This is a genomic window from Marinobacter sp. G11 (genome assembly GCF_021282325.1).
Lineage (GTDB): Bacteria > Pseudomonadota > Gammaproteobacteria > Pseudomonadales > Oleiphilaceae > Marinobacter > Marinobacter vinifirmus.
The window spans coordinates 106,219-132,026 of sequence record NZ_JAJSPB010000002.1 but is presented as its reverse complement, the minus strand read 5'-3'; the positions used below and the strand labels follow the sequence as shown (position 1 = coordinate 132,026).

Sequence of the window (25,808 nt, the reverse complement as noted above, 5' to 3'; positions counted from 1 at the left end):
CCCCCTCCTGATGCTATCGACTCGCTCAGAGGTCGTCCCGGCCGGGCCAGGTTGCCTGCTTGCGCTCGCTGGCCAGCGCGGCCCTCTGCTCAAGCACTTCCGGTCTGCTTTCAGGTGCGGCCCAGCCCTGCAGGTTATCTTCTACCAGTTGTACCAGGGCGTCTATATGGCCCTGGGTGGCGTTCAGGCAGGGGATGTAAGCAAAGCCTTCGCCGCCGGCTTCCATGAAGTATTCGCGGTTCTCTTCGTTGATTTCCTCGATGGTTTCCAGGCAATCGGAAGAGAAGCCGGGGCAGAACACATCAATGCTCTTCACGCCTTTGCCCGGCAGGGATTTCAGGGTTTCGTCGGTATAGGGCTGCAGCCACTCTTCACGCCCGAAGCGGGACTGGAAAGTGGTCATGTATTCTTCGGGCTTGAGTGCCAGTCGCTCGGCCAGCAGGCGCGAAGTCTTGTGGCATTCGCAATGGTACGGGTCGCCCCTCTGCAGGTACTTGAGCGGCACCCCGTGGTAGGACAGGATCAGCTTTTGCTTGCGCCCGTGCTCGGCCCAGTGGCTCTCAATGTGCTTCGCCATGGCTTCAATATAGGGAGGGAAGTCATGGTAATGGGAAACAAACCGGAAATCCGGCAACCATCGCCGCTTGGTGAAATCGCCAGCAATGGCATCAAAGGTTGAGGCCGTGGTTGAGGCCGAATACTGGGGGTAAAGTGGCAGCACCAGCAGCTTGCGTACACCTTGTTCCTGCATCTCGTCCAGTACGCGGGGAATAGACGGGTTGCCATAACGCATGGCAAAGCCCACTACCACGTCGTTGCCATATCGGGCTTGCAGGGCTTTGCGGATGCCCTCCGCCTGGTTGGCGGTGTGGATCAGCAGGGGTGAGCCGTCTTTGTCCCACACGCTGGCGTAGGCTTCAGCACTTCTCTTCGGACGGATGCGCAGAATAATGCCATGCAGGACCAGCCACCAGATGGGGCGGGGAACTTCAACCACCCGGGGGTCCCACAGAAATTCCCCGAGATACCTGCGCAGTGCCGGGGTAGTGGGGGCATCCGGGGTGCCCAGGTTGGTTACCAGAACGCCAAGGCGCTCCGACTGCTTGTGGCTGAAGTTCTCTGTCCCTTTGTATGGCATTGAAGCTTTCCGGTGTTGGGTAGTTAGTGCTGGTCTGCCTGCTGCTGAAGCCGCGGAATCAAGCCGGTAATGTCGTAGCCGGCCCGGTGGGCCCTGGTCAGGATTTCCCGTGGGTCAAGCTCGCGGGCGGCGCTCAGGGCCCATAGTACGGTACAGCGGGTGCCAGATCGACAGAAAGCGAATACGGGTTTGTCGGCATCCCGGATCATCGGGGCAAAGTTGTCGACATCCGCATCGGTAATGTTGCCGGACTCCACTGGCAGGTAGACCCACTTGAGCCCGTGCTCGGCGGCAGCGGCTTCAATATCGGCCATGGACGGCTGGCCCGGCTCTTCGCGGTCCGGCCGGTTGGCAACCAGGGTTTTAAACCCCAGGCGTGCGATTTCTGCGACATCCTGCACCGCAATCTGCGGTGCTACGGAGAGGTTGTCATCGATCTTTCTGATTTCCACTAGCATTCTCCAACGTTCTGTCAGGCGGCATCGCTGCCGGCGAATTCTCGATCGGTTTCAGAGTCGCCCCGGGCACGATTGCGCTCGAACAACTCGAACAGCACCATGCCGGCCACCATAGAAGCAACGAACACGGCGCCCTTGATTTCGCCGGCGCCCAGTGCCACAAGTCCGGGGCCCGGGCAGAAACCGGCAATGCCCCAGCCGATGCCGAACATCATACTGCCGATAACCATGCGTTTCTCGATTCGGTTATTGGTCGGCAACTTCATGTTGAAGCCGAGGAACGACAGGGTGCGTTTACGGGCGACTGCGAAAGACACCAGCCCAACGATGATGGCGCCCCCCATCACAAACGCAAGGGAAGGGTCCCACAGACCGGCGATGTCCAGAAAGCCCAGTACCTTTTCAGGGTTGGCCATGCCGGAGACAATCAGGCCCATACCGAAGACCAGGCCGGCGAACAGCGAAGCGAAAGAGTATTTCATGGCATCAGGCTCCGATCAGGTGGCGAATAACAAAGACGGTAATGAAACCGGTGGCCATAAAGCTCAGCGTGGCAACCAGCGAGCGCAGCGACAAGCGGGACAGCCCGCATACGCCATGGCCGCTGGTGCAGCCGGACGCGTAGCGGGTGCCGATGCCCACCAGCAAACCGGCCACGATGAGCGCCGGATAGCCGGCATTGATTTCAACCGGCGGAAGCTGGGCGAACAGGGCCCAGACCGCTGGCGCGCCGATCAGGCCGCCCAGGAAGGCAACGCGCCACAGGATGTCGGTGCGAACGGGGGTGAGTAGCCCGCCCAGAATTCCACTGATGCCGGCAATACGCCCGTTCAGAAGCAGGAAGCTGGCCGCTGCCAGGCCGATAAGGATACCGCCCGTGAGGGCTGCGCCAGGGGTAAACTGGCTCCACGCAATATCAATCATTCAGAATCTCCGGATTGAATGGTTGGTTTTGGAATAAGGATATAATGGGGTGTGATAATAACAAAAAAAGCCCGGCAAGGGATGCCGGGCAGAGGCGTGCGAGTAGTATCCATGAAAGACTTCCAGACAAACCGGCATCAACTCGGATACCGGTATCGAGAAGTATTGACCATAATTTGAGCAGTTCAAGCCAGAGGCCCTTTCGTTTGAAAACATTTTTTCATATCGCCCCCGTGTTTATACTGCGGCCTTTTCCCATGCGGGTTTCAGGGCTGCCCAAGGTAACACTGAAATCGCGGTATGGCTGTAATACAATGGGCGCTGAACACCCTTTGCCCGCATTCAAGAGGTAGCTATGTCCGACCAAGACCAAAATTCGCCGGAGAATGATCCGCAGCTGGCAGACAAAATCAAGGGCTCTGCCCGTCAGATCTGGCTGGCCGGGCTGGGCGCTTACACCAAGGCCGAGGAAGACGCCGGCAAATTTTTCGACCGCCTGGTCCAGGAAGGCGAACAACTGGAATCGAAAACCCGTGGCGTGGTGGGCAAACAGATCCGTACCGTGGAAGACCGGGTTGGCGAAGTTCGCGAGCGGGCAACCGGTACCTGGGACAAGCTCGAGCACATGTTTGACCAGCGGGTGTCCGGCGCGCTCCGGCGTCTGGGTATTCACCGTCGGGAAGAAATCGAAGCCCTCGAACATCGTATTGCGGCTCTTGAATCTGAACTGACCCGCCTTCGCGATTCCGACTCACTGGCCCGTGACGAAGAAGAATAAGCTTTACAGATACGTGTGGCTGGTGAGACGGATCTGTTCCTGTTCCTCAGCCGCCATGTAGGGCAGTATCAGGTGCAGCATCTGGTACACCCCCTTGCCCGGATCCACCGACTCCCGGTTATCCAGGTGTGACAGCGTGTCGAAACTGCTCCAGTAGCACACGGTCAGCGTGAGCTGTTCACACAGGGATTCCAGTTCTGCCTCTTCAATGGCCATGGTCTGCTGGCCGCGAAAACTCTGGCACAGGGTACGAAACGCTGTCGTTTTCTTTTTGAGAATGCGCCGGAACCGGACCTGCAACTGGCTGTAGCGCGACAGCACATTGACCAGGTCCTGGTACATAAACCGGTAACGGGCTACTGCCTCAAACAGCATGTGCAGGAAGAACCCGAACTGGTCCAGTGAAATCTCCACATCTTCCGGTACTGCCAGCAGGTCGAGCATTTCGGCCTCAAAGCCGTCGAACAGCTCCTCGACAATGTCACCCTTGCTCTTGAAGTGGTAATACAGGTTACCCGGGCTGATCTCCAGTTCGTCGGAGATCAGCAGCGTGGTGACATTGGGTTCTCCCAGGCTGTTGAACAGTTGCAGGCTGGTGTCGAGAATCCTGTCTCTGGTTTTGACCTTTTTCATAAGGGCAGTAGCGCGCCTTTACAGCTCGAAGCTGGCCCAAACCGGGCAGTGGTCGGATGGCCGCTCCATGGCACGGATGTCGTAGGACACCCCGGCTGCCCTGGCTTTTGGCAGCAGGCTGTCGCTGGCCATGATCAGGTCGATACGCAGGCCCCGTTTCGGCTCCCGCTCGAAGCCTTTGCTGCGATAGTCGAACCAGCTGAAGGTATCGGCTTCATCCGGGTGCAGGTGGCGGAAGACGTCGGTATAGCCACGTTTTTCCACTTCTCCCAGCCATTCCCGTTCTTCCGGCAGGAAGCTGCATTTTCCGGTACGCAGCCAGCGCTTGGCGTTGTCCGGGCCGATGCCGATGTCTTTGTCGGTGGGGGAGATGTTCATATCGCCCATCACCACCACATGGCCCGGTTGCTGTTTCAGGTCGTCCAGATAGGCCATCAGGTCCGCGTAGAATTTCTGCTTGGCCGGGAACTTCACCGGGTGGTCGCGGCTTTCGCCCTGGGGGAAGTAACCGTTGATGACCGTCAGCGGCTCACCATTTACGGTAAAACGACCGGTAATCAGGCGGCGCTGGGAATCCTCGCCATCAGACGGATAGCCTTTAACCACATGCTCCGGTTCTATCCGCGACAGCAACGCCACGCCGTAGTGCGTCTTCTGACCATGGAAATGCACGTGGTAGCCCAGTTGGCGGATGGCTTCCTCCGGAAATTCCGCATCGGTCACCTTGGTTTCCTGCAGGCCGATGAAGTCGGGATTCAGCTCTTTAATCACGGCTTCAAGCTGGTGCAGGCGGGTGCGGATACTGTTTACGTTAAACGACACAAACATCATGGCGTGGAATCTCCGGATCAGTTTGCCCGGAAGTTTACCATAAGGGATGGCGTATGCCGTGTGGCTGAAGGGGCGCAGTCAGTCTGTCAGTTCACACTCAGGGTATCGGATGACCCGGTAGTTGATTGCAGCGGTGTGATTGGCATCTGCGTTCTTGCGAATGTTGGTCAGCCCCAGGTAGTGGGTCAGGGCGCCCTGGCGGTTGTAGCCGAGCACAATCGGATCAACCAGCACTCTCAGCATCAGGCTGGTGGGGCGGATTTGCACCACAATGTCGGCATCTACCCGGTTTTTCGGGCCGGGTTCCAGCACAAAGCCGTAGTAATCGCCCCGTGTGGGTGCCAGGAAATCGAATTCTACAGACTGACCGCTGGTTACCGCGGCCCAGTTGGCGCGTACGAACTGGTCAAAGCCGGCATCTACCACCAGTTTGCTGCCAAAGCGCAGCTCGAACATGGCGGTTTCGCTGGAAGGCTTCTGCCAGGTGATGTCCAGGGTGTTGGCTTCGGGGTAGCTGATCTCCAGGCGCTCGTTGAACTCCGGCTGGTGAAAATCCACCGCCGGCAGCTGGACAGATTGCCGGTATGTCAGTTGCTTGCTGGCAAAGGGCGTGTCGTCGCTGGCCCTCAGGTAATCGACCTGGTGTTGCTCCGGAACGAATACGCCGGATTCACAAGTGCCGCTGACGGCATGGTGTTCCTGGTAGATCGGCCTGTCGTCATCAAGGCCCCGGGCGCTGCCATGGAACTCGAAGACAGCGGCACTGGCCTGGCTACAACCGAGCAGGGCGCCAACAAGCGCTGTTGTCACTTTCATGGCTCAAGCTCCGTGTACAAACTTTTCCGGATGAACAACAGCAGCGGGAAGATCACCAGCCAGCCCAGCGCGATGGCCGCTACCGACAGGGCCGTATCCGGCAGTGTGACAGCGCCGAGTTTGGCGGCAGACCAGTAAGCCAGTGCCCCGGCAAACGGTGCCAGCGCAAACGGAAGCCAGCGGTGCTGGCCTATCCACGCCAATGAGTGGCACAGGGTGGTCATGAACAGGGCCCAAATAGCCACCAGCCAGGGCGGCACAACGGCAATTTCTTCGATACCCGGGATGCCGAGAATGCCAAGCCGGAACCAGAGCGTGTCCAGCAGCCCGCCAAGTACAACACCGACCCCGATAAACTGCAGTTCCGAAAAGCGCTTCTGGCTCACCAGCAGCATATGGACCATGAAAAGCCCCAATGCCAGGGCTGTCACCGGCAGCCCCGGGTACAGCACACAAGCGAACCAGCCGGCCTGGAACAGTACGAAGTTCAGGACATTCCGGACCGTTTCCGAGGTGATCATAGGCTGATGATGTTGGCGCGCTTGTTGGCCGGCTTGGCCATCAGCAAATGGGCCACACCAATGGCACGCTCACTGAAGCCCGCTTCGCAGTAGGCGAAGTAGAAGTGCCACAGTCGCTGGAAGGCGGTGTCGTAACCCAGGGCATCCAGTTCGCTGCGCTTTGCCATGAAGCGTTCGCACCAATCCCGAAGCGTGCGGGCGTAATGGAAGCCGAAGTCTTCGTTATGGGTGAGTACCAGGTCTGACCCGCGGCCCATGGACTGCAGGATCGCCCCAAACGAAGGAATAAAGCTGCCCGGGAAGATATATCGCTGGATAAAGTCCACGTTCTTCAGGGCACGCTCGTAACGCTGTTCCGGCATATTGATCGCCTGCACCAGGGCCAGGCCATCCGGCTTCAGCAGCTTGCTGATCTGGGACAGGTAGCTGTCGAGAAACTGCGGACCTACCGCTTCGATCATTTCGATGGAGACCAGCTTGTCGAACTGGCCGGTGAGGTCGCGGTAATCATCAAACAGCATGGTAACGCGATCTTCCAGCCCTTCGGTCTTCACACGCTCCCGGGCCAGTTCCAGCTGTTCCTTCGAGATGGTGGTGGTGGTTACGTGGCAGCCGTAATGTTTGGCGGCGTGGATGGCAAAGCCGCCCCAGCCGGTACCGATCTCCATCACCTTGTCGCCGGGTTGCAGGTCGAGCTTTCGACAAATGACATCCAGTTTGTGAACCGCAGCCTGTTCCAGTGTGGAGTCCTCGCCCGGATAAATGGCGGAGGAATACATCATGGTAGGGTCCAGGAACAGCTGGAACAGGTCGTTGCCCAGGTCGTAGTGGGCGCTGATGTTCTTGCGGGAACCTTCCGGGGTATTGCGGTTCAGCCAGTGCAGGGCCTTCAGGGCCGGTTTGCTGATCCAGCTGAACTTGTCCTCGAAGGCGTTCATGGTGTCCAGGTTGCGGGTGAAGAAGCGCAACAGGGCGGTCAGGTCCGGAGAGCTCCAGTCGCCAGCCACGTAGGATTCCGCCGCCCCCACGCTGCCACCGGTGACCAGGTCCCGCCAGGTGCTGTGGTTGTGGATGACCAGTTCTGCGGTCGGGTAACGCTGGTCGTTGTCGCCGAATACCTGGTCGTCGTAACCGCGTTCACGTACCACCAGTTTGCCGTGCCCGAGCATGGACAACTGATGGCACACCAGTTTGCGGGCAACCCGGCTGATGGTGCCGGTGTTGGCAACGCTGGATTCCTGGCTGGTGACGGAGGTATTCAGGTTCTCCATGAGCTTACCCTTCCTGAAGGTTGTTCATTTGACGCGTTGATGGCCGGTTCACTGACATCGAACCCCTGATCTTCCAATCCCCGGCGGAACTCCGGTGCCTGTGGCTCCAGTTTGTCCGGGTGGGTGTAGAAGGGGGCGCCCTTAAGTTTCAGTTTCAGGGCGTTCCAGTAAATACCGGCGGTGCCTTTGATAGTTTCCAAGGGGAAACGTCGCAGGCTTCGATGCAGGGTTTTACGATCAAGTACCTGCCGTTGGACTACCAGGGTGGCATCAAAATGTTTGTGATCTTCCTGTTCCACGTTCATGTGGATGCGCAGTTCCGGGCCCCGGAAGCTGAACAGCCACTGGTAGTGCTGGTTCATGCCGTTAAACGGCGACACGTGGAAACGCTTGCTGAAGGAAAAACGCTCGGTTTGCCAGTTGCTTGCATCCCCCGGCCCGTGATTACGGCATTCCAGGCAGTAAACGTGGCGTTCCTTCCAGGGAGTATTGGTAATCTGGGCCAGAATCACCCGGGGCACGTCACCCCGGGCCGGGTCCTGGCCCTTTTCGTAGCACAGGTAAAAGCTGACCGGGTTGAACACGTAGCCCAGATACCGCGGGTGGGTGATCAGCTGAACCGGCCCGTCCGGCTGCCAGCCGGTGGCCTCCCGAACCCGTTGAACGACAGCCTGGTGCAGGTTCGGGATGTGCGGGTCCAGGTAATCTTTCCGGCAAAGCCCCAGCCAGTTGAACCGTTCCAGTGAAAAAAAGCGGCTGATGGAAGTGACAGAAGACCACTCCTCAAGGTCCAGTGCCAGCATGCCAATGTTGTACCGAAACTCATGCTGTACCGGCAACTTACGGCGATGTCTTATAGTGCCTTCTAGCCACTGGCTGGCCATGCTCAAAGCTCCACACCAAAGGCCTGTGTCACCCGCAGGGCGCTGCGCACGCCGTCTTCGTGAAAGCCGTTAAACCAGTACGCACCGCAGAAGTGCGTGCGGTTATGGTTGCCGATTTCGTCATAGCGCTGCTGTGCGGCAACAGCCTCAAGGGTGAACACCGGGTGGTCGTATTCGAACCGCTTGATCACTTTGCCCGGATCGATATCCCGGCTGCGGTTCAGGGTTACGCAGAATGTCTCCGGAGCGTCGTCGAAGTTCTGCAGGATATTCATATTGTAGGTGACAGATACCGGATGGGTGCTGTGCTCGGGAATCATGTAGTTCCAGGCCGCCCAGGCACGACGGTTGGAGGGCAGCACGCTGGCATCGGTGTGCAGCACCACGTCGTTCTTCTGGTAGCCGATGGCGCCCAGAATGTCCCGCTCCTGGTCACTCGCGTCGCTCAGCATGGCCAGTGCCTGGTTGCTGTGGCAGGCGAGGATAACCTGGTCGAAGCGGTGGTTTTTCCCGTTAACAACCAGCGTTACGCCGTTTTCATCCCGCTGGATGGCGGAGACAGGGCTGTTCAGGTGGGTTTTGTCCCCCAGTCTCTGCATCATGCGGGTGACATAGCTGGCGGAACCGCCGGAAATGACCCTCCAGGTGGGCCGGTCATCTACCGACAACATGCCGTGGTTGTTGAAGAACTGCAGGAAAAACCGGATCGGGAACTGCTCCAGCACGATTTCCGGCGCGGACCAGATGGCCGCTCCCATGGGCACGATGTAGTTGTTGCGGAAGTATCGGCTGTAATGGTTGCGGTTCAGGTATTCGCCCAGGGTTTCGCCTTCGGGAATTTCACCGGCGGCCAGGTCTGCCCGGGTTTCCTTGTTGAAGCGCAGGATCTCCCGGATCATTTTCAGGAAATGCAGGTTCAGGACGTTTTTTCGCTGGGCGAACAGGGTGTTCAGGCTGGTGCCGTTGTATTGCAGGCCGCTGGTGTGGCAGTCCACGCTGAAGCTCATATCGCTGACTTCCGAGGCCACGCCAAGCCGGTCCATCAATTTGATGAAGTTCGGGTAGGTCCAGTCGTTGAAGACGATAAAGCCCGTGTTGACCGGCCAGGTACGACCCCCGGCCTGTACCAGCTCGGTGTTGGTGTGGCCGCCGGCATAGTCGGCGGCTTCGAACAATTCTACGTCGTGGTGTTCACTGAGCAGCCAGGCGGCGGTCAGTCCTGAAACACCGGCGCCAATAACTGCAATGCGCTGACGGTCCTGATTCATTGATGGTTTTCCTTAAGCGGTTTGTTCACAAAATAGGTTCGGTCAGGAATTCTGGTCGGCTTTGCGGGCCATGGATGCTGCCATGCGATCCACCACGCCCTGAGGCAAGGCGCCCAGCACTTTCAGCAGCCAGGTAAACCGCCGCGGGAAGGCAATCTCGTTGCGGCCTTTGGCCAGCCCGTTGGCAATCCTTTGTGCGGCATCGTCTGCGGTCACCATAAATGGCATGGGGAAGTCGTTCCGATCGGTCAGCGGCGTTTTTACAAAACCCGGTGAGACCACCACCACATCAATGCCTTCGGCAGCCAGGTCTGCCCGCAGGGCATGGGCAAAGTAGGTCAGGGCGGCCTTGGATGCGCCATAACCTTCGGCCCGGCCAAACGGAAACCACCAGGCCGAGGAGCTGACAATCACCAGGGTTGCCGGCTTGCCCTTGGCCCGGGTGGCCCGCAATGCGGGCAGGGCGATGTCCAGGCTGCGGGCGGTGCCCAGCACGTTGGTAATGATATTGGCCTCGATGACCTGGCTGTTATAGTTGGCGACTTCCAGGTACTCACAGGTGCCGGCGTTCAGAATGGCCATGTCCAGGTCGCCAAAATGCTGGAGATCGCCCTGAATGGCAGACAAATCGTCCAGGCTGGTGGTGTCTGCCACGGCGGATGTAATCCGGTTCGGGTGCTGGCTGGCCAGCTTGTCCAGCGCCTCGGCTCGCCGGCCGGTAATGACCAGGTTGTGGCCGCGCTTTGCCAGTTCATTCACCAGGGCCTCGCCGATTCCGGAAGAGGCGCCGGTAAGCCAGATGTTCGATGCGGATTGCAGTCGTTTGTTCATCCTGCCTGCCTCTTCACCCAGCGGATGGCGCCACCGACCACCGGCAGGTTTTCATAAAGCAGTTGCCCGGCGTCGAAATAGTCCCGATGGAAGCGCACCTTGCCGTTGCTGATTTCCAGGTGACTGATGCCGTCTACGAACACGGTCTTGCCGTTACGGATGCGCTTGTGGCGCAGCTCCATTACCCAGGGGATGGTGCACCATTGCTGCTGGATAACCGGCGAGCTGAAACGGAACTGGCAATGGAGTACGTTGCCATAAGCCCCAGCCATGTATTCGGTAAGCTCGTTCAACCCGGACACCTGGCCGAACGGATCCTGGAAGTGGATATCCTGGCTGTACACGTCCTTGAGCTGGCTCAGGTTGCCTTTGTCGAGTTGGTTGTACAGTGTGCAGAAGCGCTCAAGCACTTCCGGTAGTTCAGCAACCGGTGTGCTGGTGTCTACGCTGGAAAGGTGTTGGCTCATTGGCTTGCCCTCCCGGTACGGTTGCGGTCGAGTTCGAGGGTTTCCTTACGGATATGGTCGGGGATCGGATTCAGGTCCCAGATAATGCCCAGTTTCGACAATACCCACAGGCCGTACCAGGTAATGTCGATTTCATACCAGCGGAAGCCCTGGCGAACCGCCGTTGGCCAGCGATGGTGGTTGTTGTGCCAGCCTTCGCCCAGCGTGATCAGTGCCAGCCAGAAGTTGTTGCGGCTGTCATCGCTGGTTTCAAAGCGGCGCTTGCCCCACACGTGGGACAGGGAATTAATAGAGACGGTGGCGTGAAACAGCACCACGGTGGAGATAAAGAAACCCCAAACCAGTAGTTGCAGGCCGTTGGTGCCCAGCCCGGGCGCCCAGGCAGCCAGTGATTCGCCAAGCAGGTAAATAGCAACTGCGAAGGCGGCAGGCACCAGGGAGTCGAAGCGATTGATAAAACGCAGTTCCGGGAACTTGAGCCAGTCTTTTACCCGGCGCTCGTTCATGGCAAAACCGGCGTCGCAGGTAAACCATCCCACGTGGGACCACCAGAATCCGCCCTGGTGGGGGGAGTGAAGGTCTTCCTCGCGGTCTGAATGCTGGTGATGGTGCCGGTGGTGCGCCGCCCACCAAAGAGGGCCGCGCTGCGCGGCACTGGCGCCCAGAACGGCAAACACAAATTGCGCGGGCCGGCTGGTTTTGAAGGATTTGTGGGAAAAGTAGCGGTGATAGAAGCCGGTAATCGCGAACATCCGAACCAGGAAAAATCCAAGGGCAAACACCATCGCGAAGGTGCTTGTGCCGGTCACCAGTACCAGGAGACAGGCCAGGTGCAGGGCAATAAACGGGAGTACCCGTACCCAGTTAAAGGTTCGGGACGAGGTGTCCAGGTGATCTGATCCCGCTTCGGAATCGAACCATCTCAGAATATTTGTCAGCCAGTAATTCACTCGGGTCATAAATAACCATGCTCAATGTAACGTCAGACACCCCATCAATACGAAGTATCGCGATTATTGGTTCAGGGCTTGCGGGCCTTACCGCAGGAATTCTGCTTGGCCGAAAGGGCCATAATGTCAGGGTCTTCGAGAAAAGTCGTGGCCCCGGTGGCCGTATGTCGTCTAAACGGGTTTCCGGAAGCTCGGCGGACATCGGAGCCCAGTATTTCACGGCCCGTCACCCGGAATTTCTGGCGTTTTTGAAGGCGTATGCCGGAGCCGACAATTTTGCCCCCTGGCAGGGCCGTTTCGGCTTTCAGGGCGACGATAAACAGTGGCAGGCGTTCCCCGAGGAAACCCGCTACGTAGGCGTACCCAGAATGACCGCCATTACCCGGGCGTTGTCCGAACACGTTCCGGTAACCGCGCAGGTACGGATTGCGAAACTGGGGCGGGTCGGGGAGCAATGGCGCTTGATCTGCACCGAAGGCAATGACCACGGCAGCTACGACCAGGTGATCATCACAGCGCCTCCGGCCCAGGCCCGGGATCTGCTGGAGGCGAGTGGGCTGAATGAACTGGCTGGCAACCTTGGCCATTCTGAAGACAGTATTCTGGCCTGCTGGGCAGTGGCCGCGCACTTTAAAGAAACTCCCAGCTATGATTTCGACGCCATGCGGCCGGATTCCGACGTGCTTTACTGGGTGGCTAACAATTCCTCCAAACCGGAGCGCAACGATCAGGGCCAGTGGTGGGTGCTGCATGCCACGCCGGAATGGACGCAGGCCCATGTCGAGGAGCCCGCCGAAAAAGTGTCGGAGCAGTTGCTGGCTGCCTTTTACGAACTGACCGGGTATCAGGGCGCTGCGACCGATGCTGTAGCACACAGGTGGCTTTACGCCCGCTCGGTGCAGCAGGAACAGCCCGGTTATCTGCTGGAACCCGGGCTGGGCGTAGGCCTGGCAGGAGACTGGCTCAATGGCGGCCGGGTAGAAGGCGCCTGGGAAAGCGCCACTCGCCTGGTTGAAGCCCTGGGCTGATTATTCCATCAGGTCGAAAGGGGCCCGGGTGGTCACTTCCGGCCGGTGGTAGAAGTGGGTGATGGTGCCATCGCCAAACTTGGAGAAGAACGCGCTGACATCGGTGATCTTCCGCAGCGACCGCTCCCGGCTGACGGGGTTCTTCACCAGTACCTTGATGCCGTTGAAATTGTCCTGGATGTTGGAAAACCGGGCCCGCATGGAACAGGTCACCACGTCCACCGGGTTCAGGCCCAGCTCTCCGGCCAGCCAGTTGCCGTGTTGGGTGATCTCTGCCTTGGCCATGTTCTCCCGGGTGTCCAGGTGCTTGAGCTTCACCCGGTTCACAATGCTGAAGGAGTAGCTCTTCGGCTGCCGTCTCGCCACTTTCCGGAACGCCTCCCAGAAGAAACTGTCGGTCAGTTCGGCGAAGTAGTTCATATCGCTCAGGCAGGTATCGATCCACTCGAAACTTTCCGGGTCTTCCAGGACTTCGTTAATCGCCTCGCGCAGCAGCCAGTCAAAGCCCAGGGCGGTCTTGTGGGCATAAACCTTGCGGTACATCTGGTAACGGCTGTATACAAAGTCTTCCAGCGCGCCCAGGCCTTTCTGGGTAATGGCCAGCCCCATCCAGGGTTCGGTTACGTCCCAGCCAAACCGCAGGTTGCTGAGCAGGTGGTCCAGGTTAAAGCCACCGATGGTGACGGAGCTGTGGAAGCCGTCCCGCAGCATATAATCGGCCCGGTCGGCATCAATCTCGCCCGATACAATGGACGACAACAGTCCCATGACCAGCCCGGGTACGTCGCGTTCCGGAATCGCCCCGGCAACGGCATCGTCGCCGGCGATGAAATCCCAGAAGGTGCGTGCGTGGCGGCAGAAGGTGTCGCTGGGGGTGACGTCTGTGGTCTCCATAATGCCGATCACATCCACCACATCCAGGCCGGCGCTTTCCAGGTCGACCGAGGTCAGCACTTCGTGTGCCACCCGCACAGAATAGTGCTCATGCTCCAGTTCGTCCGGCTCGCCCTGGTGATAGCGGGAGTAATCCACGCCCTGCCAGAGGTCGGCAAACCGTCCGGGGCGGGACATCAGCTCCCGGATGCGCCGGGCCTGGGTAAACTGGTGGGAAAAGCTGGAATGGCCGCTGTCATGCAGCAGGCACCCCAGCCGGATGGTCTTGGCAAGGTAGTCAATGGCATCAAGCTGGCTCAGGCTCAGGTCCATGCGCTCGCTCAGTTGCCGCTCCCGCAGGTAGGCATCGATCATCGAGCGGAACATCCGGGTGCCCACATGCATCACACCGATGCTGTGCAGAAACCGGGAGTGAGTGGCACCGGGGAACACCAGGCTGAGAATGTCGTTCTGGCAGATGTTGCGTAAACGCTGGAACAGCGGGTGGTCAATAACCTGTATTTCATGGCGGTACAGGGGAATACCCCCGTGAACCGGATCCATGATCAGCTTGTCGTAGGCTCCCAGCAGGTCGTTGACGGCACGTCGCATGGTTACAATTCTCCCAAAATGATGACAGCGACCTTGTTATATCACAGGGGCATGCCAGAATAGGCGATATGACCCGAATTTCTCTTTTATCGCTGGTAGTTTAAGGCAATCAACATGAACTCGCGCACCGAGCGCATACTGATTATCGATGCCGACGAACAGGCTCGAAACGATTTGTCACGCTACCTTGAAGCGAGGGGTTTCTACGTGACCGGGTATCCCGATATCCAGTCCGCCCGCGGCTTGTTCGAAGATAAACTCCCGGACGTCATCTTTGCAGACCTGCCCGCCGACGCCATCCGTGATCTCACCACCCGGCTGGCGGACTCGGAAAGCTTTATTCCGGTGGTTACCTGCACGGCCAGCAACTCCAGTACCGATGTTATCCAGGCGCTGCGGGCCGGTGCCACCGATGTGGTGCTCAAGCCCTGCAACGACGACAAAGGCGCGCTGGATGATGTGATCGGCAAACTGTTCGACCGGGTGCGGGTTAACCGATTGAACCAGTTGTACCGACAGGAGCTGGAAGAAACCAACCGGGAGCTGCGCAGCGGTATTGCGGAGCTGAGGGCAGACCAGAACGCCGGGCGCAAAGTCCAGCTGCGAATGCTTCCGGACCACGATTTGCAGATTTCCGGGTTGCAGGTCGACCATAAGATCAAACCCTCGCTCTACCTGAGCGGCGATTTTCTCGATTATTTCCGCATCTCCGAAGACAAGGTGCTGGTGTACATCGCCGATGTTTCCGGCCACGGTGCCAGTTCTGCCTTTGTCACTGTGTTGCTGAAAAACCTGACCAATCGTTTGCAGCGCAACCTCAAACGGCAGTCCAGCGACGACATCCTTCACCCGGAGCGCTTTCTCGAGCGGATCAACTCGGAACTGCTCGATACCGGCCTGGGTAAACACGTAACCGTGTTTGTGGGGATAATTTCCATATCTGAACGTATACTGAGTTATGCGGTGGGTGCACATTTCCCGATGCCGATTTTGTCGTTTGAAGACGGCGAAACCCGGTTTCTGGAAGGTAATGGCCTGCCGGTGGGGTTATTCGAAGATCCCGAATGGGAGGTGTATCAGGTTCATCTGGACCGGCCGTTCAGGTTGTTGATGTTTTCAGACGGCATTCTGGAGGTAATTGCTCCGAAATCGCTGGATGAAAAGGAACGAACACTACTTGAACTCGTGTCTGGAGGTAGTCACACTATCGCATCGCTGAGTGAGGCTCTGGGATTGGATACCATCTCCGAGTTGCCCGACGATATCGCGATAGTTTCGGTAACTGATGCCCTTGACGGGCCAGATAACACGTCGTCGACGTAGTGGCAGTGTGAAAAATGGCTGGTTATAAGATCCTGCAGGCAGAAAAGCAGGGAATTTACGTCCTGAAGTTTATTGGGGAAATCCGGCTGAACCTGTGTTCGACGCTGGACAATCTGGTTGAGACCATCACGGGTAACCCGCAGTTCAAAACGGTAATTATCGATCTGACAGAGACCGAAATTATCGACAGCACCACCCTCGGGCTGCTGGCCAAGATTGCCCTGGCCGCCCGAAAGCAGAGCCGCTTCCTGCCGACTCTGATCTCGACCAACCCTGATATTACCCGCATTATTACCTCAATGGGTTTCGACAAGATCTTTATCATTGTGCGCGAGCCCGCTTCCCGGATAGAAGAACTCGAAGAAATTCCCGTACTCAAGGCCAGCGAGCAGCAGGTGAGAGACAAGGTTCTGGACGCCCATAAAATCCTGATGGGTATGAACAGCAAGAACAGGGAAGAATTCAAGAATCTGGTGCGTGCCCTCGAGTGTGAAGAAACCGGCTAGGTTTCAGTACGCCACGGGTGCGCTGCCCGTACGCAATAAAACGGAAATGATATGCCTGAAAACACCACTCCCCCGAAAGACGGGGCGAAGTCCTACGACGTTGCAGTGCTGGGTGGCGGTAGCTTTGGTACCGCCATGACCAAGGTTCTTGGCGAAAACGGCCACACCGTCCATTTCTGGATGCGCGATGAAGTCCAGGCGGAGGAAGTTCGCCGTACCCGTGTGAACAAGCGCTACATGCCGGATGTCACCATTGAAGGCGACGTGCAGCCCACCACAGACCTGGCCGAAGCCGTTGCCAGGGCCGAAGTGGTATTGGTCGCTATCCCTTCCAAGGCTTTCCGCTCTGTGATCCGCGAGAATGCCGACGCATTCCGGGAAGGGCAGATTGTAGTCAGCCTGACCAAGGGTATTGAAGAACACGGCTTCAAGCTGATGAGCGAAATCCTGATGGAGGAGCTTCCACGCTGTCGCTCCGGTGTGCTCAGCGGCCCGAACCTGGCGGCCGAGATCGTCAATCGTGAGCTGACCGCCACGGTCATTGCCGCCAAGGATCCGGAAGTTCGCCGCACGGTGCAGGATCTGCTGGGGTGCGAGTATTTCCGGGTATACGCCAACGTAGACGTGTATGGCGTAGAGCTGGCCGGCGCCCTCAAGAATATTTACGCCATTGTGGCCGGACTGGCCTCGGCGCTGGAGATGGGTGAAAACGCCCGGGCCATGCTGATTACCCGAGGGCTGGCGGAAATGAGCCGCTTTGCCGTAAGCCTTGGGGCCAACCCGATGACCTTTATGGGGCTGGCGGGTGTTGGCGACCTGATTGCCACCTGTACATCGAACAAAAGCCGGAACTACCGGATTGGTTACGCGGTGGGTAAGGGCAAGCAACTGGACGAAGCGGTGAAAGAGCTGGGCCAGGTGGCCGAGGGCATCTACACCCTGAAACTGGTGCGGGAGAAATCGGAATCCATCGGCATTTACATGCCGCTGGTGCGCGGGCTTTACGAGATTCTGTACAACGGTGCCTCGATCAACGCGGTCATCAGCAGCCTGATGATGGCGGTACAGAACTCTGACGTAGAATTTATTCTGCCCCGCACCATCACCCAGTAAAGGCTTCTGCGAACGAGGAGCGCTTATGCAACTGATCATCATGCGCCATGGCGAAGCCGGCTGGCACAGCCTGGACCAGGAACGGGAGCTTACCGATGTGGGCCGGCACGGGGCAGCGGCCGTGGCCGCGGCAATCGGCAAATCCTCCTGGCGCCCGGACCGGATCTGGTGCAGCCCCTACACCCGGGCCCGGCAAACCGCAGCGATTGTCTCTGAAGTGCTGAATTGCCCGGTAGACGAAAAGCCGTTCATTACCCCGGACGATGATCCGGGGCTTTGCCTTGACGCTTTACTGGAAACCGATATTTCCCGTTTGATGCTGGTGTGCCACATGCCCCTGGTGGGCAGCCTGTCTACCTTACTGGTGGACGGCCATCGAAAGGGCATTCCCTTTATGACCGCCCAGGCCGTGGTGCTGGATATGCCGGTGGTGGGCCCGGGCTGCGCTGACTTGAAAGAACAGTTTCTGCCCTGATCTTTATCCTGTCATTCCATTTCGCAAGTTTCGAGACGCCATGTACAGCTTTCCGATCGAGTATATCGAACCCGTCTTCCGCCCGCCGAGCGAGGCAAAGTCCCTGATCCTGCCGGTAACCAACGGCTGCTCCTGGAACCAGTGTACGTTCTGCGAAATGTACACCCAGCCCCAGAAGAAATTCCGGGCCAGGAAGCCTGAGGACATCCGGGCCGATATCGCCAAGGCTGCCGAGGCCTTCGGTGACGTCCGCCGAGTGTTTCTGGCCGATGGCGATGCCATGGTGCTGCCAACCCGCCGGTTGCTGGAAATCCTGAGCGACCTGAAAACCGCCTTTCCGGGCCTCCAGCGGGTTTCAAGCTACTGCCTGCCACGGAACCTGGCGAAGAAATCTGTTGAAGATCTGGTGCAGTTGCGCGAAGCCGGGCTTGGCATCCTGTACGTGGGCATGGAATCCGGCGACGACGAAGTATTGAAACGTATCAACAAGGGTGAGAGCTGGGAATCCACCCGTTCCGCCCTGACCAAGATTCGCGAGGCTGGCCTGACCAGCTCTGTGATGGTGCTTAACGGCCTGGGTGGTGAAACCCTGTCGCGCCAGCATGCCATCAACACAGCCACCCTGTGCAACGAAACCCAGCCGGATTACCTGTCGACACTGGTTGTCAGCTTTCCTCAGGGCGAAGAGCGTTTCCGGGAAGGTTTTGGTGATGATTTCGTACCCCTGAGCCAGCAAGGTTTATTTGAGGAAATACGCCTGTTCCTCGAGCACCTGGAACTGGAGAAAACCATTTTCCGCAGTGACCATGCCTCCAACTACCTGGTGCTCAAGGGCACTCTGGGCCGGGACAAACAGCGAATGCTGGAGCAGGTCAACCTGGCCATCAGCAATCCCGGTGCGGCGGCTCTTCGCCCCGAGTGGATGCGCGGACTGTAAACGGAGTAGATCACTATGACCCGAAAGCCTGATGAACTGGCCTCCGCTGTTGAAAAGAATGCCGGTGGCAAGGCCTTGCCGCCGCTAGACCAATGGAACCCGGGGCTGCTGGGGGATATGGACCTGCTGATCACCCGGGACGGCTCCTGGCTGTTCGAGGGCAAACCCATCGGCCGGGAAGCGATCGTGCGATTGTTCTCCACGATTTTGAGAAAAGAGCAGGACGGCGCCTACTACCTGGTCACCCCGGTGGAGAAGTGGCGGATTGCGGTAGAAGACACGCCGCTGCTGGCCCACTCGGCAGAGGCCACGGGAGAGGGTGATAGCCAGGTGATTTCGGTGACCACCAATATGGGCGAAACCCTGGAAATCGGCCCGGACCATCCGCTTGAGGTGGGGGCCTATCCCGACAGCGACGAGCCCCGGCCAGTTGTCGCCGTCAGGCACGGCGTGGAAGCACGGTTGGTGACCAATGCCTTTTACCAGTTGGCAGAGTTTGTTGAAGAGCAAATGGTAAACGGCGAAACCGTGCTGGGAGTTTTTAGCCACGGAAAATTCTGGAAAATCGGGCAGGGCGGTTGAAAAGCCCCTGACCACCCCAATGAATGAGGTAGAAAACGCAGTCTGTCACTTGTTAAACTGTCTTTTCTTACTTGTTATCGAGCCTGGCTCTCTAACGAGGCCCGGTGGTCGTTAGTCCCTCTGTGCAGTATGGCTGTTCAAGATTACTTTCGATTACCTACATCTTAAATACACAGTCATTGCGACACGCAAGGAGATCACATGGCCCAACCTCGTGTTGTCACCATCCATTACACGCTCACTAACGACCAGGGAGAGCAACTCGATTCCTCCCGCGTAGAAGGCCGTGAGCCGCTGTCTTACCTGGAAGGTGCACAGAACATTATCGGTGGACTGGAAAACGCACTCAACGAAAAGAGCGCTGGTGACCAGGTTAAAGTCTCTGTAGCTCCTGCTGAAGGCTACGGCGAAGTTAACGAAGAACTGATCCAGCCGGTTCCGCGTTCTGCCTTCGAAGGCGTCGACACCATCGAGCCGGGCATGCAGTTCCAGGCCCAGACTCCGGGCGGCCCCCAGGTTGTTCGCGTTGTTGAAGTGAGCGACGAAACCGTCACTATCGACGCCAACCACCCGCTGGCGGGCCAGACTCTGCACTTCGACGTAGAAGTGGTAGAAGCTCGCGAAGCAACCGACGAAGAGCAAGAGCACGGCCACGTGCACTGATCTCTTCCGAAAGGTTGATCAAAGAACGGCTCCTGCGGGGGCCGTTTTTTTTGGATTTCGTGGCAAAAAAATACCGGAGGCAAGCTCCGGCATTTTCTGGTCAGTACACCCGCTTACATATTCGGGTAGTTGGGACCACCACCGCCTTCCGGCGTTACCCAGGTGATGTTCTGGGCAGGGTCCTTGATGTCACAGGTCTTGCAGTGAACACAGTTCTGGGCGTTGATCTGGAACTTCTTGCCGCTGCCATCTTCCGCTTCAACCACTTCGTACACGCCGGCCGGGCAGTAGCGCTGGGCGGGCTCGTCGAACTTGGGCAGGTTGTCCTTCAGCGGAATGTCCGGATCGGTCAGCTTCAGGTGAACCGGCTGGTCTTCCTCGTGGTTGGTGTTGGAGATAAACACCGAGGACAGGCGGTCGAAAGTCAGCTTGTTATCGGGCTTCGGATAGGTGACCTTCTTGCACTCGGATGCCGGCTTCATGGTGGCGTAGTCCGGGGTAGTATCGCGGAACGTGATCGGCAGGCTGCCACGCAGAATGTTCTGCTCGAAGAAGGCAATGGCGCCACCTACGATGTTACCGAACTTGTGCATGGCCGGGCCGAAGTTACGCTCGGCGTACAGCTCTTTGTACAACCAGCTGTCTTCAAAGCGCTTCTGGAAGCTGGTGATCTCTTCGCCAGACTTACCTTCTTTCAGAGCTTCGAACACCGCTTCGGCGCCCAGCAGGCCAGACTTCATGGCAGTGTGGGAGCCCTTGATTTTGGAACTGTTCAGGGTGCCGGCATCGCAACCCAGCAGCAAGCCGCCCGGGAAGCTCATTTTCGGCAGAGCATTGTAGCCGCCCTTGGCGATGGCGCGGGCGCCGTAAGCAACACGTTTGCCGCCTTCCAGGTACTTCTTCACCTCAGGGTGGTGCTTCAGACGCTGGAATTCCTCAAACGGGCTCAGGTGCGGGTTGCTGTAGGACAGATCGGTGATCAGGCCAACATAAACCTGGCCGTTTTCCAGGTGATACAAGAAAGAACCGCCGGTAGAGCCAGACTCATTCAGCGGCCAGCCAGTGGTATGAACCACCAGGCCCGGCTCGTGTTTGGCCGGGTCAATGTCCCACAGTTCTTTGATGCCGATGCCGTAGTGCTGAGGGTCTTTGCCTTCATCCAGCTTGAAATCGCTGATCAGGCGCTTGCCCAGATGGCCGCGGCAGCCTTCGGTGAACAGGGTGTACTTGGCGCGCAGCTCCATACCCGGCATGTAGCCATCTTTCTGGGAGCCGTCACGGGCCACGCCCATGTCGCCGGTGATGATACCTTTAACCTGGCCATCTTCAATGATGGTCTCAGAGGCGGCAAAGCCCGGGTAAACCTCTACGCCCAGCTGCTCGGCCTGTTCGGCCAGCCAGCGGCACAGGTTGCCCAGACTGATAATGTAGTTGCCGTGGTTGTGCATGTTCTTGGGCACAAAGGCATTGGGAACCTTGGTAGCTTTTTCCTGGTTCTTGAGCAGGAAAATGTCGTCCCGGGTAACCGGCGTATTCAGGGGAGCGCCTTTTTCTTTCCAGTCCGGGAAGAGTTCATTCAGGGCAGTAGGCTCGAATACGGTACCTGCGAGGATGTGCGCCCCGATTTCAGAACCTTTTTCTACTACACAGACAGTCAATTCTTCGCCAGCTTCCTGCGCCAGTTGCATGACGCGGCAGGCTGCAGACAGGCCAGCAGGGCCGCCGCCGACGATCAGAACATCAAATTCCATCGATTCGCGTTCCACGTTGGTCTCCTCAAACAGCTTTTAATGAATGTTATTAACCCGAAGGATAGCGCATTTCAAGAATCAAACAAACGTTTGTTTGAAATCTGCCCTTACCTTTGGCATTGTACGTATACACCGAAAAATCGTGTGTTTTGAGTCGATTTTTAGTATCGTCTCATTGTCAGGTCGGGTCAACCCGGTCCTTTGACTGTGAAGACTCATTAAACCCATCGTAGAAGAACGAGGAATCTATGAAGGTTCTGGTCGCTGTAAAACGAGTTATCGACTACAACGTAAAGGTGCGTGTCAAGCCGGACAACACCGGCGTTGATCTCGCCAACGTCAAGATGGCAATGAACCCGTTCTGCGAAATCGCAGTTGAAGAAGCGGTTCGTCTGAAGGAAAAGGGCGTTGCCAGTGAAATCGTGGTTGTATCCATTGGCCCGAAGGCTTCCCAGGAGCAGATTCGTACTGCACTGGCGCTGGGTGCTGACCGTGGTATCCACATCGAGACTGACGAAGAAGTACAGTCCCTGGAAGCGGCCAAGCTGCTGAAGGCGGTTGTCGAGAAAGAAGAGCCCAAGCTGGTTATTCTGGGCAAACAGTCCATCGATTCCGATAACAACCAGACTGGCCAGATGCTGGCCGCTCTGACTGGCATGGCCCAGGGCACTTTCGCTTCCGAAGTGGTTGTTGACGGTGAAAAGGTTAACGTAACACGCGAAGTAGACGGCGGTCTGATGACAGTTGCCCTGAACCTGCCGGCGGTTGTTACCACTGACCTGCGTCTGAACGAGCCGCGTTACGCTTCTCTGCCGAACATCATGAAGGCCAAGAAGAAGCCGCTGGACGCCATGAGCCCCGCCGATCTGGGTGTTGAAATCGCCCCGCGCCTGACCACCCTGAAGGTCGAAGCCCCGGCTGCACGCCAGGCTGGTATCAAGGTGGCAGACGTAGCTGAGCTGGTGGATAAACTGAAGAACGAAGCGAAGGTGATCTAAATGAGCATCCTGGTAATTGCTGAACACGACAACAGCAGCCTGAAGCAGGCTACTCTGAACGTTGTAGCGGCTGCCAAGGCCATCGGTGGCGACATCGACGTGCTGGTTGCCGGTGAGAACGTAGGCGCCGTCGCTGAAGCCGCTGCCAAGGCAGAAGGCGTGAACAAGGTACTGGTTGCAGACAACGCCGCGTACGGTCATTTCCTGGGTGAGAACCTGGGTGACCTGGTTGCTGAAGTGGGTAAGGGCTACAGCCACATCCTGACTTCTGCCGGTACCACCGGTAAAGACTTCATGCCGCGCGTTGCTGCGCTGCTGGACGTTGCCCAGGTATCCGACATTATCCGCGTTGAGTCTGACGACACCTTCGTTCGTCCGATCTACGCCGGTAACGCTATCGCGACCGTAAAGGCCAGCGACAGCATCAAGGTTATCACTGTACGTCCGACCGCGTTCGACCCGGTTGCCGCTGAAGGCGGTTCTGCTTCTGTAGAACAGCTGGACGTTGTAAAAGACGCCGGCCTGTCTTCTTTCGTAGGCGAAGAGCTGGCCAAGTCTGACCGTCCGGACCTGGCTTCTGCCGGTATCGTAATCTCCGGTGGTCGTGGCATGCAGAACGGCGACAACTTCAAGATGCTGGAGCAGGTTGCTGATCTGATGGGTGCCGCTGTTGGTGCATCCCGTGCCGCAGTTGACGCCGGCTTCGTACCGAACGACATGCAGGTTGGTCAGACCGGTAAGATCGTTGCTCCGCAGCTTTACGTTGCGGTGGGTATCTCCGGTGCCATCCAGCACCTGGCAGGTATGTCTGACTCCAAGGTGATCGTTGCGATCAACAAGGACGAAGAAGCGCCGATCTTCCAGGTTGCTGATTACGGCCTGGTAGCAGATCTGTTTGAAGCAGTTCCGCAGTTCGAAGAAGAGCTGAAGAAAGTTCTGTAACTTTCAGATCTCTTTAGCAAAAAAGGCACCTCAGGGTGCCTTTTTTGTTTTTGAAACAATGCGCTTTTCGGCTTTGCCGATAATCAGGGTATCCGCGAGGATATGCAGGGCCCGGTTGGTGGTACGGACCGCCTTGTACACCTGCTCGGTTTTTTCGTGATGGGTTTGCTGGACCTTCCTGGTACTGTTGCGAAACTCTTCATCGCTGGAAAACATGTCGATCAGGCCAAACGTGGTGTTGGCGATGGCCTTGTGCACTTTCTCGACCGCCATGGCGCCGCCAGAGACCGTATCCTCCAGCAATTTCGCACGGTTACGGACCTCCAGCAGTTCCATACGGCTTTTCTGGACGGCACTGCGGGCACTGATGCGGTGGGTGTTAAGAATCCTCAGATCACGGCGGTTATCGCCGGATACACGAAAACCGGCAAACAGGCAGCCGGCGGTGGCGGCAAGGCTCAGGGCAACAAGAATCTGGGCGATCATGGCCGAGGCTCCTCAGCGGTATTCAATGTGCATTTCAACATCGATATCACGCTCTTCGAGTTCCACTTCGAGTTCTTTCATGACTTCCTGATAGACCATTTTCCGGGTCATTACCGGTAAGCGATCCGCAAGCAGCCGGCCGGTCCGGGATTCCCGCTTGGCCAGGGAAATCGGGTCCAGCACCCGAAGGGTCAGTATCAATTCCGGATCCTGGCTGGTCTCAGGGATACCTTCGTTCTCCAGAATCTGGGCGATCATCTTCTTCTGCTCGAGGAATTGCCAGAGCAGCAGGGCGCTGAACACCAGAAGAATCAGGCTGGTGAGTGCAAGCAACGTGTTCAAAGGGCACCTCCCGGGTGTCTTGTGTGCATGTACAGAGTGTGCCCCAGTCTGCATGACAAACGATTGGCCGGGAGGACGCCCCGGACAGCGTAAACAGGAAAGTAGAACCTGTGTTCAAACCTGTTACCATCGTAACCCAACACCCGTTTGAATAAGGATAAATAATGACCAACACCACACAGGCAGAGTTTGATCTGGTCGTATTTGGCGCCACCAGCTTTGTGGGCCAGATTCTTTCCCGGTATCTGATGGAGACTTACGGCACCGGTGGTGAAGTCCGTTGGGCCATTGCCGGCCGTTCCGAGAGCAAACTGGCCAGCCTGAAGGCTGAGCTGGGGGATAACGCCTCTGCATTGCCGGTTATTCTGGCAGATGCCTCTGACGACGACGCCCTTGCCGCCATGTGCCGACAGACCCGGGTGATTATTTCGACCGTTGGCCCCTATGCGCTGTATGGCGAGCCGCTGGTTAAAGCCTGCGTGTCCACCGGCACCGATTACTGCGACCTGACCGGCGAAGTTCAGTGGATTCGCCGGATGATCGAGCGTTATGAAGACCAGGCCAGGCAGACCGGAGCCCGGATTGTTCATTGTTGCGGTTTTGACTCGATTCCTTCCGATATGGGCGTCTGGTTCCTGCAGCAGAAATCCGAAGAGACCTTCGGCCAGCCCTGTCGCGATGTGCGTATGCGGGTGAAGGTGGCCAAGGGCGGGCTGTCCGGCGGAACTGTAGCCTCCATGATCAACGTAGCCAAAGAGGCCGGGGCAGACCCGAAGCTCCGGAAAGAGCTTGCTAACCCGTTCTCCATCTGCCCGCCGGACCACCGTTCCAGCACGCGCCAGCCGAGCCTGAAAACAGCGGAATTCGATAAAACCTTCAATGCCTGGCTGGCCCCGTTTGTGATGGGTGCCATCAATACCCGGGTGGTTCATCGCTCCAACGCCCTGCAGCAAGCCCGCTACGGCAAGGAATTCACCTACGACGAAGCCATCATGACCGGCAAAGGCACCAAGGGACGCCTGACGGCCTATGGCATTGTGGCCGCCCTGGGTGCCTTCTTTACCGCATCGGCCATCAAGCCAACCCGCTGGGTGGTGGAAAAACTGGTGCCCAAGCCGGGTGAGGGGCCAAGCCCGGAATCACAGGAAAAAGGCTTCTACGACATCCGCTTTGTCGGACGTACAGAAGATGGCAAGACCCTGATCACCAAGGTGACGGGCGACCGGGACCCGGGCTACGGCTCTACCGGCAAGATGCTGGGTGAATCCGGTATGTGCCTGGCCTTTGATGTGAAAGACGAAGTGCCTGGTGGTTTCTGGACTCCGGCCTCTGCGCTTAACGGCAAGTTGCTTGAGCGCCTGACTACCAGGGCGGGGCTGACTTTCGAGCTGCTCGAAACCCGCTGAG

At 57.8% G+C, this 25,808-nt stretch carries 30 protein-coding genes; 12 read left to right on the top strand and 18 right to left on the bottom strand.

Annotated features, from left to right (window positions below):
* Window positions 1-25: 25 nt before the first annotated feature.
* The 4 genes from hemH to LWH94_RS01965 are packed head-to-tail and all read right to left on the bottom strand — an operon-like array spanning window position 26 to window position 2,520.
* A complete protein-coding gene (gene hemH / locus LWH94_RS01980; RefSeq protein WP_094624022.1) occupies window positions 26-1,138 on the bottom strand; it encodes a ferrochelatase in 1,113 nt (370 codons plus the stop codon).
* A 23-nt stretch (window positions 1,139-1,161) separates the two neighbouring features.
* The gene (locus LWH94_RS01975) at window positions 1,162-1,590 is read right to left on the bottom strand and encodes a TIGR01244 family sulfur transferase (protein ID WP_199457550.1); all 429 of its coding nucleotides are present in this window, start codon (window positions 1,588-1,590) and stop codon (window positions 1,162-1,164) included.
* A 20-nt stretch (window positions 1,591-1,610) separates the two neighbouring features.
* Complete coding sequence (locus LWH94_RS01970) at window positions 1,611-2,078, bottom strand: YeeE/YedE family protein (protein ID WP_058340885.1); 468 nt, start codon at window positions 2,076-2,078, stop codon at window positions 1,611-1,613.
* Window positions 2,079-2,082: 4 nt separating this feature from the next.
* Window positions 2,083-2,520: a YeeE/YedE family protein gene (locus LWH94_RS01965; protein WP_058340886.1), complete on the bottom strand. Its 438-nt coding sequence runs from the start codon at window positions 2,518-2,520 to the stop codon at window positions 2,083-2,085.
* A 355-nt stretch (window positions 2,521-2,875) separates the two neighbouring features.
* Between LWH94_RS01965 and LWH94_RS01960 the strand changes: the two genes are divergently transcribed.
* Window positions 2,876-3,298 carry a phasin family protein gene (locus LWH94_RS01960; protein ID WP_058340887.1) on the top strand — a complete coding sequence of 141 codons (423 nt, stop codon included), beginning with the start codon at window positions 2,876-2,878 and terminating at the stop codon, window positions 3,296-3,298.
* A gap of 3 nt (window positions 3,299-3,301) precedes the next feature.
* Here LWH94_RS01960 and LWH94_RS01955 read toward each other — a convergent pair whose 3' ends face one another.
* From LWH94_RS01955 to LWH94_RS01910, 10 genes are all read right to left on the bottom strand, one after another.
* On the bottom strand, window positions 3,302-3,931 hold the full coding sequence (locus LWH94_RS01955; protein ID WP_232901055.1) for a TetR/AcrR family transcriptional regulator: 630 nt from the start codon (window positions 3,929-3,931) through the stop codon (window positions 3,302-3,304).
* 18 nt (window positions 3,932-3,949) lie between these two features.
* Window positions 3,950-4,762 (bottom strand): exodeoxyribonuclease III, encoded by an 813-nt coding sequence (gene xthA, locus LWH94_RS01950; RefSeq protein ID WP_232901054.1) that lies wholly within the window; start codon window positions 4,760-4,762, stop codon window positions 3,950-3,952.
* Window positions 4,763-4,840: 78 nt separating this feature from the next.
* Window positions 4,841-5,578, bottom strand: a complete 738-nt coding sequence (locus tag LWH94_RS01945) for a hypothetical protein (protein WP_232901052.1) — start codon at window positions 5,576-5,578, stop codon at window positions 4,841-4,843.
* On the bottom strand, window positions 5,575-6,099 hold the full coding sequence (locus tag LWH94_RS01940; RefSeq protein WP_232901050.1) for a DUF2878 domain-containing protein: 525 nt from the start codon (window positions 6,097-6,099) through the stop codon (window positions 5,575-5,577). The genes LWH94_RS01945 and LWH94_RS01940 overlap by 4 nt, the downstream gene beginning before the upstream one ends.
* On the bottom strand, window positions 6,096-7,370 hold the full coding sequence (locus LWH94_RS01935; RefSeq protein ID WP_232901048.1) for an SAM-dependent methyltransferase: 1,275 nt from the start codon (window positions 7,368-7,370) through the stop codon (window positions 6,096-6,098). Before LWH94_RS01935 ends, LWH94_RS01940 begins: the two co-directional genes overlap by 4 nt.
* Window positions 7,358-8,254 (bottom strand): DUF1365 domain-containing protein, encoded by an 897-nt coding sequence (locus LWH94_RS01930; RefSeq protein WP_232901046.1) that lies wholly within the window; start codon window positions 8,252-8,254, stop codon window positions 7,358-7,360. Before LWH94_RS01930 ends, LWH94_RS01935 begins: the two co-directional genes overlap by 13 nt.
* Before the next feature lie 2 nt (window positions 8,255-8,256).
* Window positions 8,257-9,522: an NAD(P)/FAD-dependent oxidoreductase gene (locus tag LWH94_RS01925; protein WP_232901045.1), complete on the bottom strand. Its 1,266-nt coding sequence runs from the start codon at window positions 9,520-9,522 to the stop codon at window positions 8,257-8,259.
* 42 nt (window positions 9,523-9,564) lie between these two features.
* Window positions 9,565-10,353 (bottom strand): SDR family NAD(P)-dependent oxidoreductase, encoded by a 789-nt coding sequence (locus tag LWH94_RS01920; protein ID WP_232901043.1) that lies wholly within the window; start codon window positions 10,351-10,353, stop codon window positions 9,565-9,567.
* Window positions 10,350-10,820, bottom strand: a complete 471-nt coding sequence (locus LWH94_RS01915) for a nuclear transport factor 2 family protein (protein ID WP_058340894.1) — start codon at window positions 10,818-10,820, stop codon at window positions 10,350-10,352. The genes LWH94_RS01920 and LWH94_RS01915 overlap by 4 nt, the downstream gene beginning before the upstream one ends.
* Window positions 10,817-11,779, bottom strand: a complete 963-nt coding sequence (locus tag LWH94_RS01910) for an acyl-CoA desaturase (RefSeq protein WP_232901041.1) — start codon at window positions 11,777-11,779, stop codon at window positions 10,817-10,819. The genes LWH94_RS01915 and LWH94_RS01910 overlap by 4 nt, the downstream gene beginning before the upstream one ends.
* A gap of 8 nt (window positions 11,780-11,787) precedes the next feature.
* On the opposite strand from LWH94_RS01910, the gene LWH94_RS01905 reads away from it, so the two are divergent.
* Window positions 11,788-12,798, top strand: a complete 1,011-nt coding sequence (locus LWH94_RS01905) for an NAD(P)/FAD-dependent oxidoreductase (protein WP_232901039.1) — start codon at window positions 11,788-11,790, stop codon at window positions 12,796-12,798.
* On the opposite strand, the gene LWH94_RS01900 is transcribed toward LWH94_RS01905, so the two are convergent.
* Entirely contained in the window at window positions 12,799-14,283 is a 1,485-nt protein-coding gene (locus LWH94_RS01900) for an HD domain-containing protein (protein ID WP_232901038.1), read from the bottom strand.
* A gap of 114 nt (window positions 14,284-14,397) precedes the next feature.
* On the opposite strand from LWH94_RS01900, the gene LWH94_RS01895 reads away from it, so the two are divergent.
* The 7 genes from LWH94_RS01895 (at window position 14,398) to LWH94_RS01865 (ending at window position 19,882) form a co-directional block, all read left to right on the top strand.
* Window positions 14,398-15,606, top strand: coding sequence for a PP2C family protein-serine/threonine phosphatase (locus LWH94_RS01895; protein WP_232901036.1), 1,209 nt, complete (start codon window positions 14,398-14,400; stop codon window positions 15,604-15,606).
* 14 nt (window positions 15,607-15,620) lie between these two features.
* Window positions 15,621-16,112 (top strand): STAS domain-containing protein, encoded by a 492-nt coding sequence (locus LWH94_RS01890; protein ID WP_022988214.1) that lies wholly within the window; start codon window positions 15,621-15,623, stop codon window positions 16,110-16,112.
* A gap of 51 nt (window positions 16,113-16,163) precedes the next feature.
* Entirely contained in the window at window positions 16,164-17,225 is a 1,062-nt protein-coding gene (locus tag LWH94_RS01885; protein WP_232901034.1) for an NAD(P)H-dependent glycerol-3-phosphate dehydrogenase, read from the top strand.
* A gap of 25 nt (window positions 17,226-17,250) precedes the next feature.
* Window positions 17,251-17,700, top strand: coding sequence for a SixA phosphatase family protein (locus LWH94_RS01880; RefSeq protein WP_232901032.1), 450 nt, complete (start codon window positions 17,251-17,253; stop codon window positions 17,698-17,700).
* A gap of 40 nt (window positions 17,701-17,740) precedes the next feature.
* On the top strand, window positions 17,741-18,637 hold the full coding sequence (locus LWH94_RS01875; RefSeq protein WP_232901030.1) for a radical SAM protein: 897 nt from the start codon (window positions 17,741-17,743) through the stop codon (window positions 18,635-18,637).
* A gap of 15 nt (window positions 18,638-18,652) precedes the next feature.
* Window positions 18,653-19,219, top strand: a complete 567-nt coding sequence (locus LWH94_RS01870; protein WP_232901028.1) for a DUF1285 domain-containing protein — start codon at window positions 18,653-18,655, stop codon at window positions 19,217-19,219.
* Window positions 19,220-19,420: 201 nt separating this feature from the next.
* Complete coding sequence (locus LWH94_RS01865; RefSeq protein ID WP_058340902.1) at window positions 19,421-19,882, top strand: FKBP-type peptidyl-prolyl cis-trans isomerase; 462 nt, start codon at window positions 19,421-19,423, stop codon at window positions 19,880-19,882.
* Window positions 19,883-19,995: 113 nt separating this feature from the next.
* Here the strand turns inward: LWH94_RS01865 and LWH94_RS01860 are convergent, their stop codons facing one another.
* The gene (locus LWH94_RS01860) at window positions 19,996-21,648 is read right to left on the bottom strand and encodes an electron transfer flavoprotein-ubiquinone oxidoreductase (protein ID WP_094624011.1); all 1,653 of its coding nucleotides are present in this window, start codon (window positions 21,646-21,648) and stop codon (window positions 19,996-19,998) included.
* Between the two features lie 233 nt (window positions 21,649-21,881).
* Here LWH94_RS01860 and LWH94_RS01855 point away from each other — a divergent pair, with 233 nt between their 5' ends.
* Window positions 21,882-22,631: an electron transfer flavoprotein subunit beta/FixA family protein gene (locus tag LWH94_RS01855; RefSeq protein WP_200205140.1), complete on the top strand. Its 750-nt coding sequence runs from the start codon at window positions 21,882-21,884 to the stop codon at window positions 22,629-22,631.
* Entirely contained in the window at window positions 22,632-23,573 is a 942-nt protein-coding gene (locus LWH94_RS01850; RefSeq protein ID WP_058340905.1) for an electron transfer flavoprotein subunit alpha/FixB family protein, read from the top strand.
* A gap of 30 nt (window positions 23,574-23,603) precedes the next feature.
* Here LWH94_RS01850 and LWH94_RS01845 read toward each other — a convergent pair whose 3' ends face one another.
* Window positions 23,604-24,059 carry a hypothetical protein gene (locus tag LWH94_RS01845; protein ID WP_022988223.1) on the bottom strand — a complete coding sequence of 152 codons (456 nt, stop codon included), beginning with the start codon at window positions 24,057-24,059 and terminating at the stop codon, window positions 23,604-23,606.
* Window positions 24,060-24,071: 12 nt separating this feature from the next.
* Window positions 24,072-24,401: a hypothetical protein gene (locus LWH94_RS01840; protein WP_232901026.1), complete on the bottom strand. Its 330-nt coding sequence runs from the start codon at window positions 24,399-24,401 to the stop codon at window positions 24,072-24,074.
* Window positions 24,402-24,565: 164 nt separating this feature from the next.
* On the opposite strand from LWH94_RS01840, the gene LWH94_RS01835 reads away from it, so the two are divergent.
* A complete protein-coding gene (locus LWH94_RS01835; protein ID WP_232901025.1) occupies window positions 24,566-25,807 on the top strand; it encodes a saccharopine dehydrogenase family protein in 1,242 nt (413 codons plus the stop codon).
* The last annotated feature ends 1 nt before the right edge of the window (window position 25,808 follow it).

Excerpts from the sequence above, each read along its gene's own strand:
- hemH (WP_094624022.1), bottom strand. The coding sequence starts at position 1,138 with ATGCCATACAAAGGGACAGAGAACTTCAGCCACAAGCAGTCGGAGCGC.
- LWH94_RS01970 (WP_058340885.1), bottom strand. The coding sequence starts at position 2,078 with ATGAAATACTCTTTCGCTTCGCTGTTCGCCGGCCTGGTCTTCGGTATG.
- LWH94_RS01965 (WP_058340886.1), bottom strand. The coding sequence starts at position 2,520 with ATGATTGATATTGCGTGGAGCCAGTTTACCCCTGGCGCAGCCCTCACG.
- LWH94_RS01960 (WP_058340887.1), top strand. The coding sequence starts at position 2,876 with ATGTCCGACCAAGACCAAAATTCGCCGGAGAATGATCCGCAGCTGGCA.
- LWH94_RS01955 (WP_232901055.1), bottom strand. The coding sequence starts at position 3,931 with ATGAAAAAGGTCAAAACCAGAGACAGGATTCTCGACACCAGCCTGCAA.
- xthA (WP_232901054.1), bottom strand. The coding sequence starts at position 4,762 with ATGATGTTTGTGTCGTTTAACGTAAACAGTATCCGCACCCGCCTGCAC.
- LWH94_RS01945 (WP_232901052.1), bottom strand. The coding sequence starts at position 5,578 with ATGAAAGTGACAACAGCGCTTGTTGGCGCCCTGCTCGGTTGTAGCCAG.
- LWH94_RS01940 (WP_232901050.1), bottom strand. The coding sequence starts at position 6,099 with ATGATCACCTCGGAAACGGTCCGGAATGTCCTGAACTTCGTACTGTTC.
- LWH94_RS01935 (WP_232901048.1), bottom strand. The coding sequence starts at position 7,370 with ATGGAGAACCTGAATACCTCCGTCACCAGCCAGGAATCCAGCGTTGCC.
- LWH94_RS01930 (WP_232901046.1), bottom strand. The coding sequence starts at position 8,254 with ATGGCCAGCCAGTGGCTAGAAGGCACTATAAGACATCGCCGTAAGTTG.
- LWH94_RS01925 (WP_232901045.1), bottom strand. The coding sequence starts at position 9,522 with ATGAATCAGGACCGTCAGCGCATTGCAGTTATTGGCGCCGGTGTTTCA.
- LWH94_RS01920 (WP_232901043.1), bottom strand. The coding sequence starts at position 10,353 with ATGAACAAACGACTGCAATCCGCATCGAACATCTGGCTTACCGGCGCC.
- LWH94_RS01915 (WP_058340894.1), bottom strand. The coding sequence starts at position 10,820 with ATGAGCCAACACCTTTCCAGCGTAGACACCAGCACACCGGTTGCTGAA.
- LWH94_RS01910 (WP_232901041.1), bottom strand. The coding sequence starts at position 11,779 with ATGACCCGAGTGAATTACTGGCTGACAAATATTCTGAGATGGTTCGAT.
- LWH94_RS01905 (WP_232901039.1), top strand. The coding sequence starts at position 11,788 with ATGCTCAATGTAACGTCAGACACCCCATCAATACGAAGTATCGCGATT.
- LWH94_RS01900 (WP_232901038.1), bottom strand. The coding sequence starts at position 14,283 with ATGCGACGTGCCGTCAACGACCTGCTGGGAGCCTACGACAAGCTGATC.
- LWH94_RS01895 (WP_232901036.1), top strand. The coding sequence starts at position 14,398 with ATGAACTCGCGCACCGAGCGCATACTGATTATCGATGCCGACGAACAG.
- LWH94_RS01890 (WP_022988214.1), top strand. The coding sequence starts at position 15,621 with ATGGCTGGTTATAAGATCCTGCAGGCAGAAAAGCAGGGAATTTACGTC.
- LWH94_RS01885 (WP_232901034.1), top strand. The coding sequence starts at position 16,164 with ATGCCTGAAAACACCACTCCCCCGAAAGACGGGGCGAAGTCCTACGAC.
- LWH94_RS01880 (WP_232901032.1), top strand. The coding sequence starts at position 17,251 with ATGCAACTGATCATCATGCGCCATGGCGAAGCCGGCTGGCACAGCCTG.
- LWH94_RS01875 (WP_232901030.1), top strand. The coding sequence starts at position 17,741 with ATGTACAGCTTTCCGATCGAGTATATCGAACCCGTCTTCCGCCCGCCG.
- LWH94_RS01870 (WP_232901028.1), top strand. The coding sequence starts at position 18,653 with ATGACCCGAAAGCCTGATGAACTGGCCTCCGCTGTTGAAAAGAATGCC.
- LWH94_RS01865 (WP_058340902.1), top strand. The coding sequence starts at position 19,421 with ATGGCCCAACCTCGTGTTGTCACCATCCATTACACGCTCACTAACGAC.
- LWH94_RS01855 (WP_200205140.1), top strand. The coding sequence starts at position 21,882 with ATGAAGGTTCTGGTCGCTGTAAAACGAGTTATCGACTACAACGTAAAG.
- LWH94_RS01850 (WP_058340905.1), top strand. The coding sequence starts at position 22,632 with ATGAGCATCCTGGTAATTGCTGAACACGACAACAGCAGCCTGAAGCAG.
- LWH94_RS01845 (WP_022988223.1), bottom strand. The coding sequence starts at position 24,059 with ATGATCGCCCAGATTCTTGTTGCCCTGAGCCTTGCCGCCACCGCCGGC.
- LWH94_RS01835 (WP_232901025.1), top strand. The coding sequence starts at position 24,566 with ATGACCAACACCACACAGGCAGAGTTTGATCTGGTCGTATTTGGCGCC.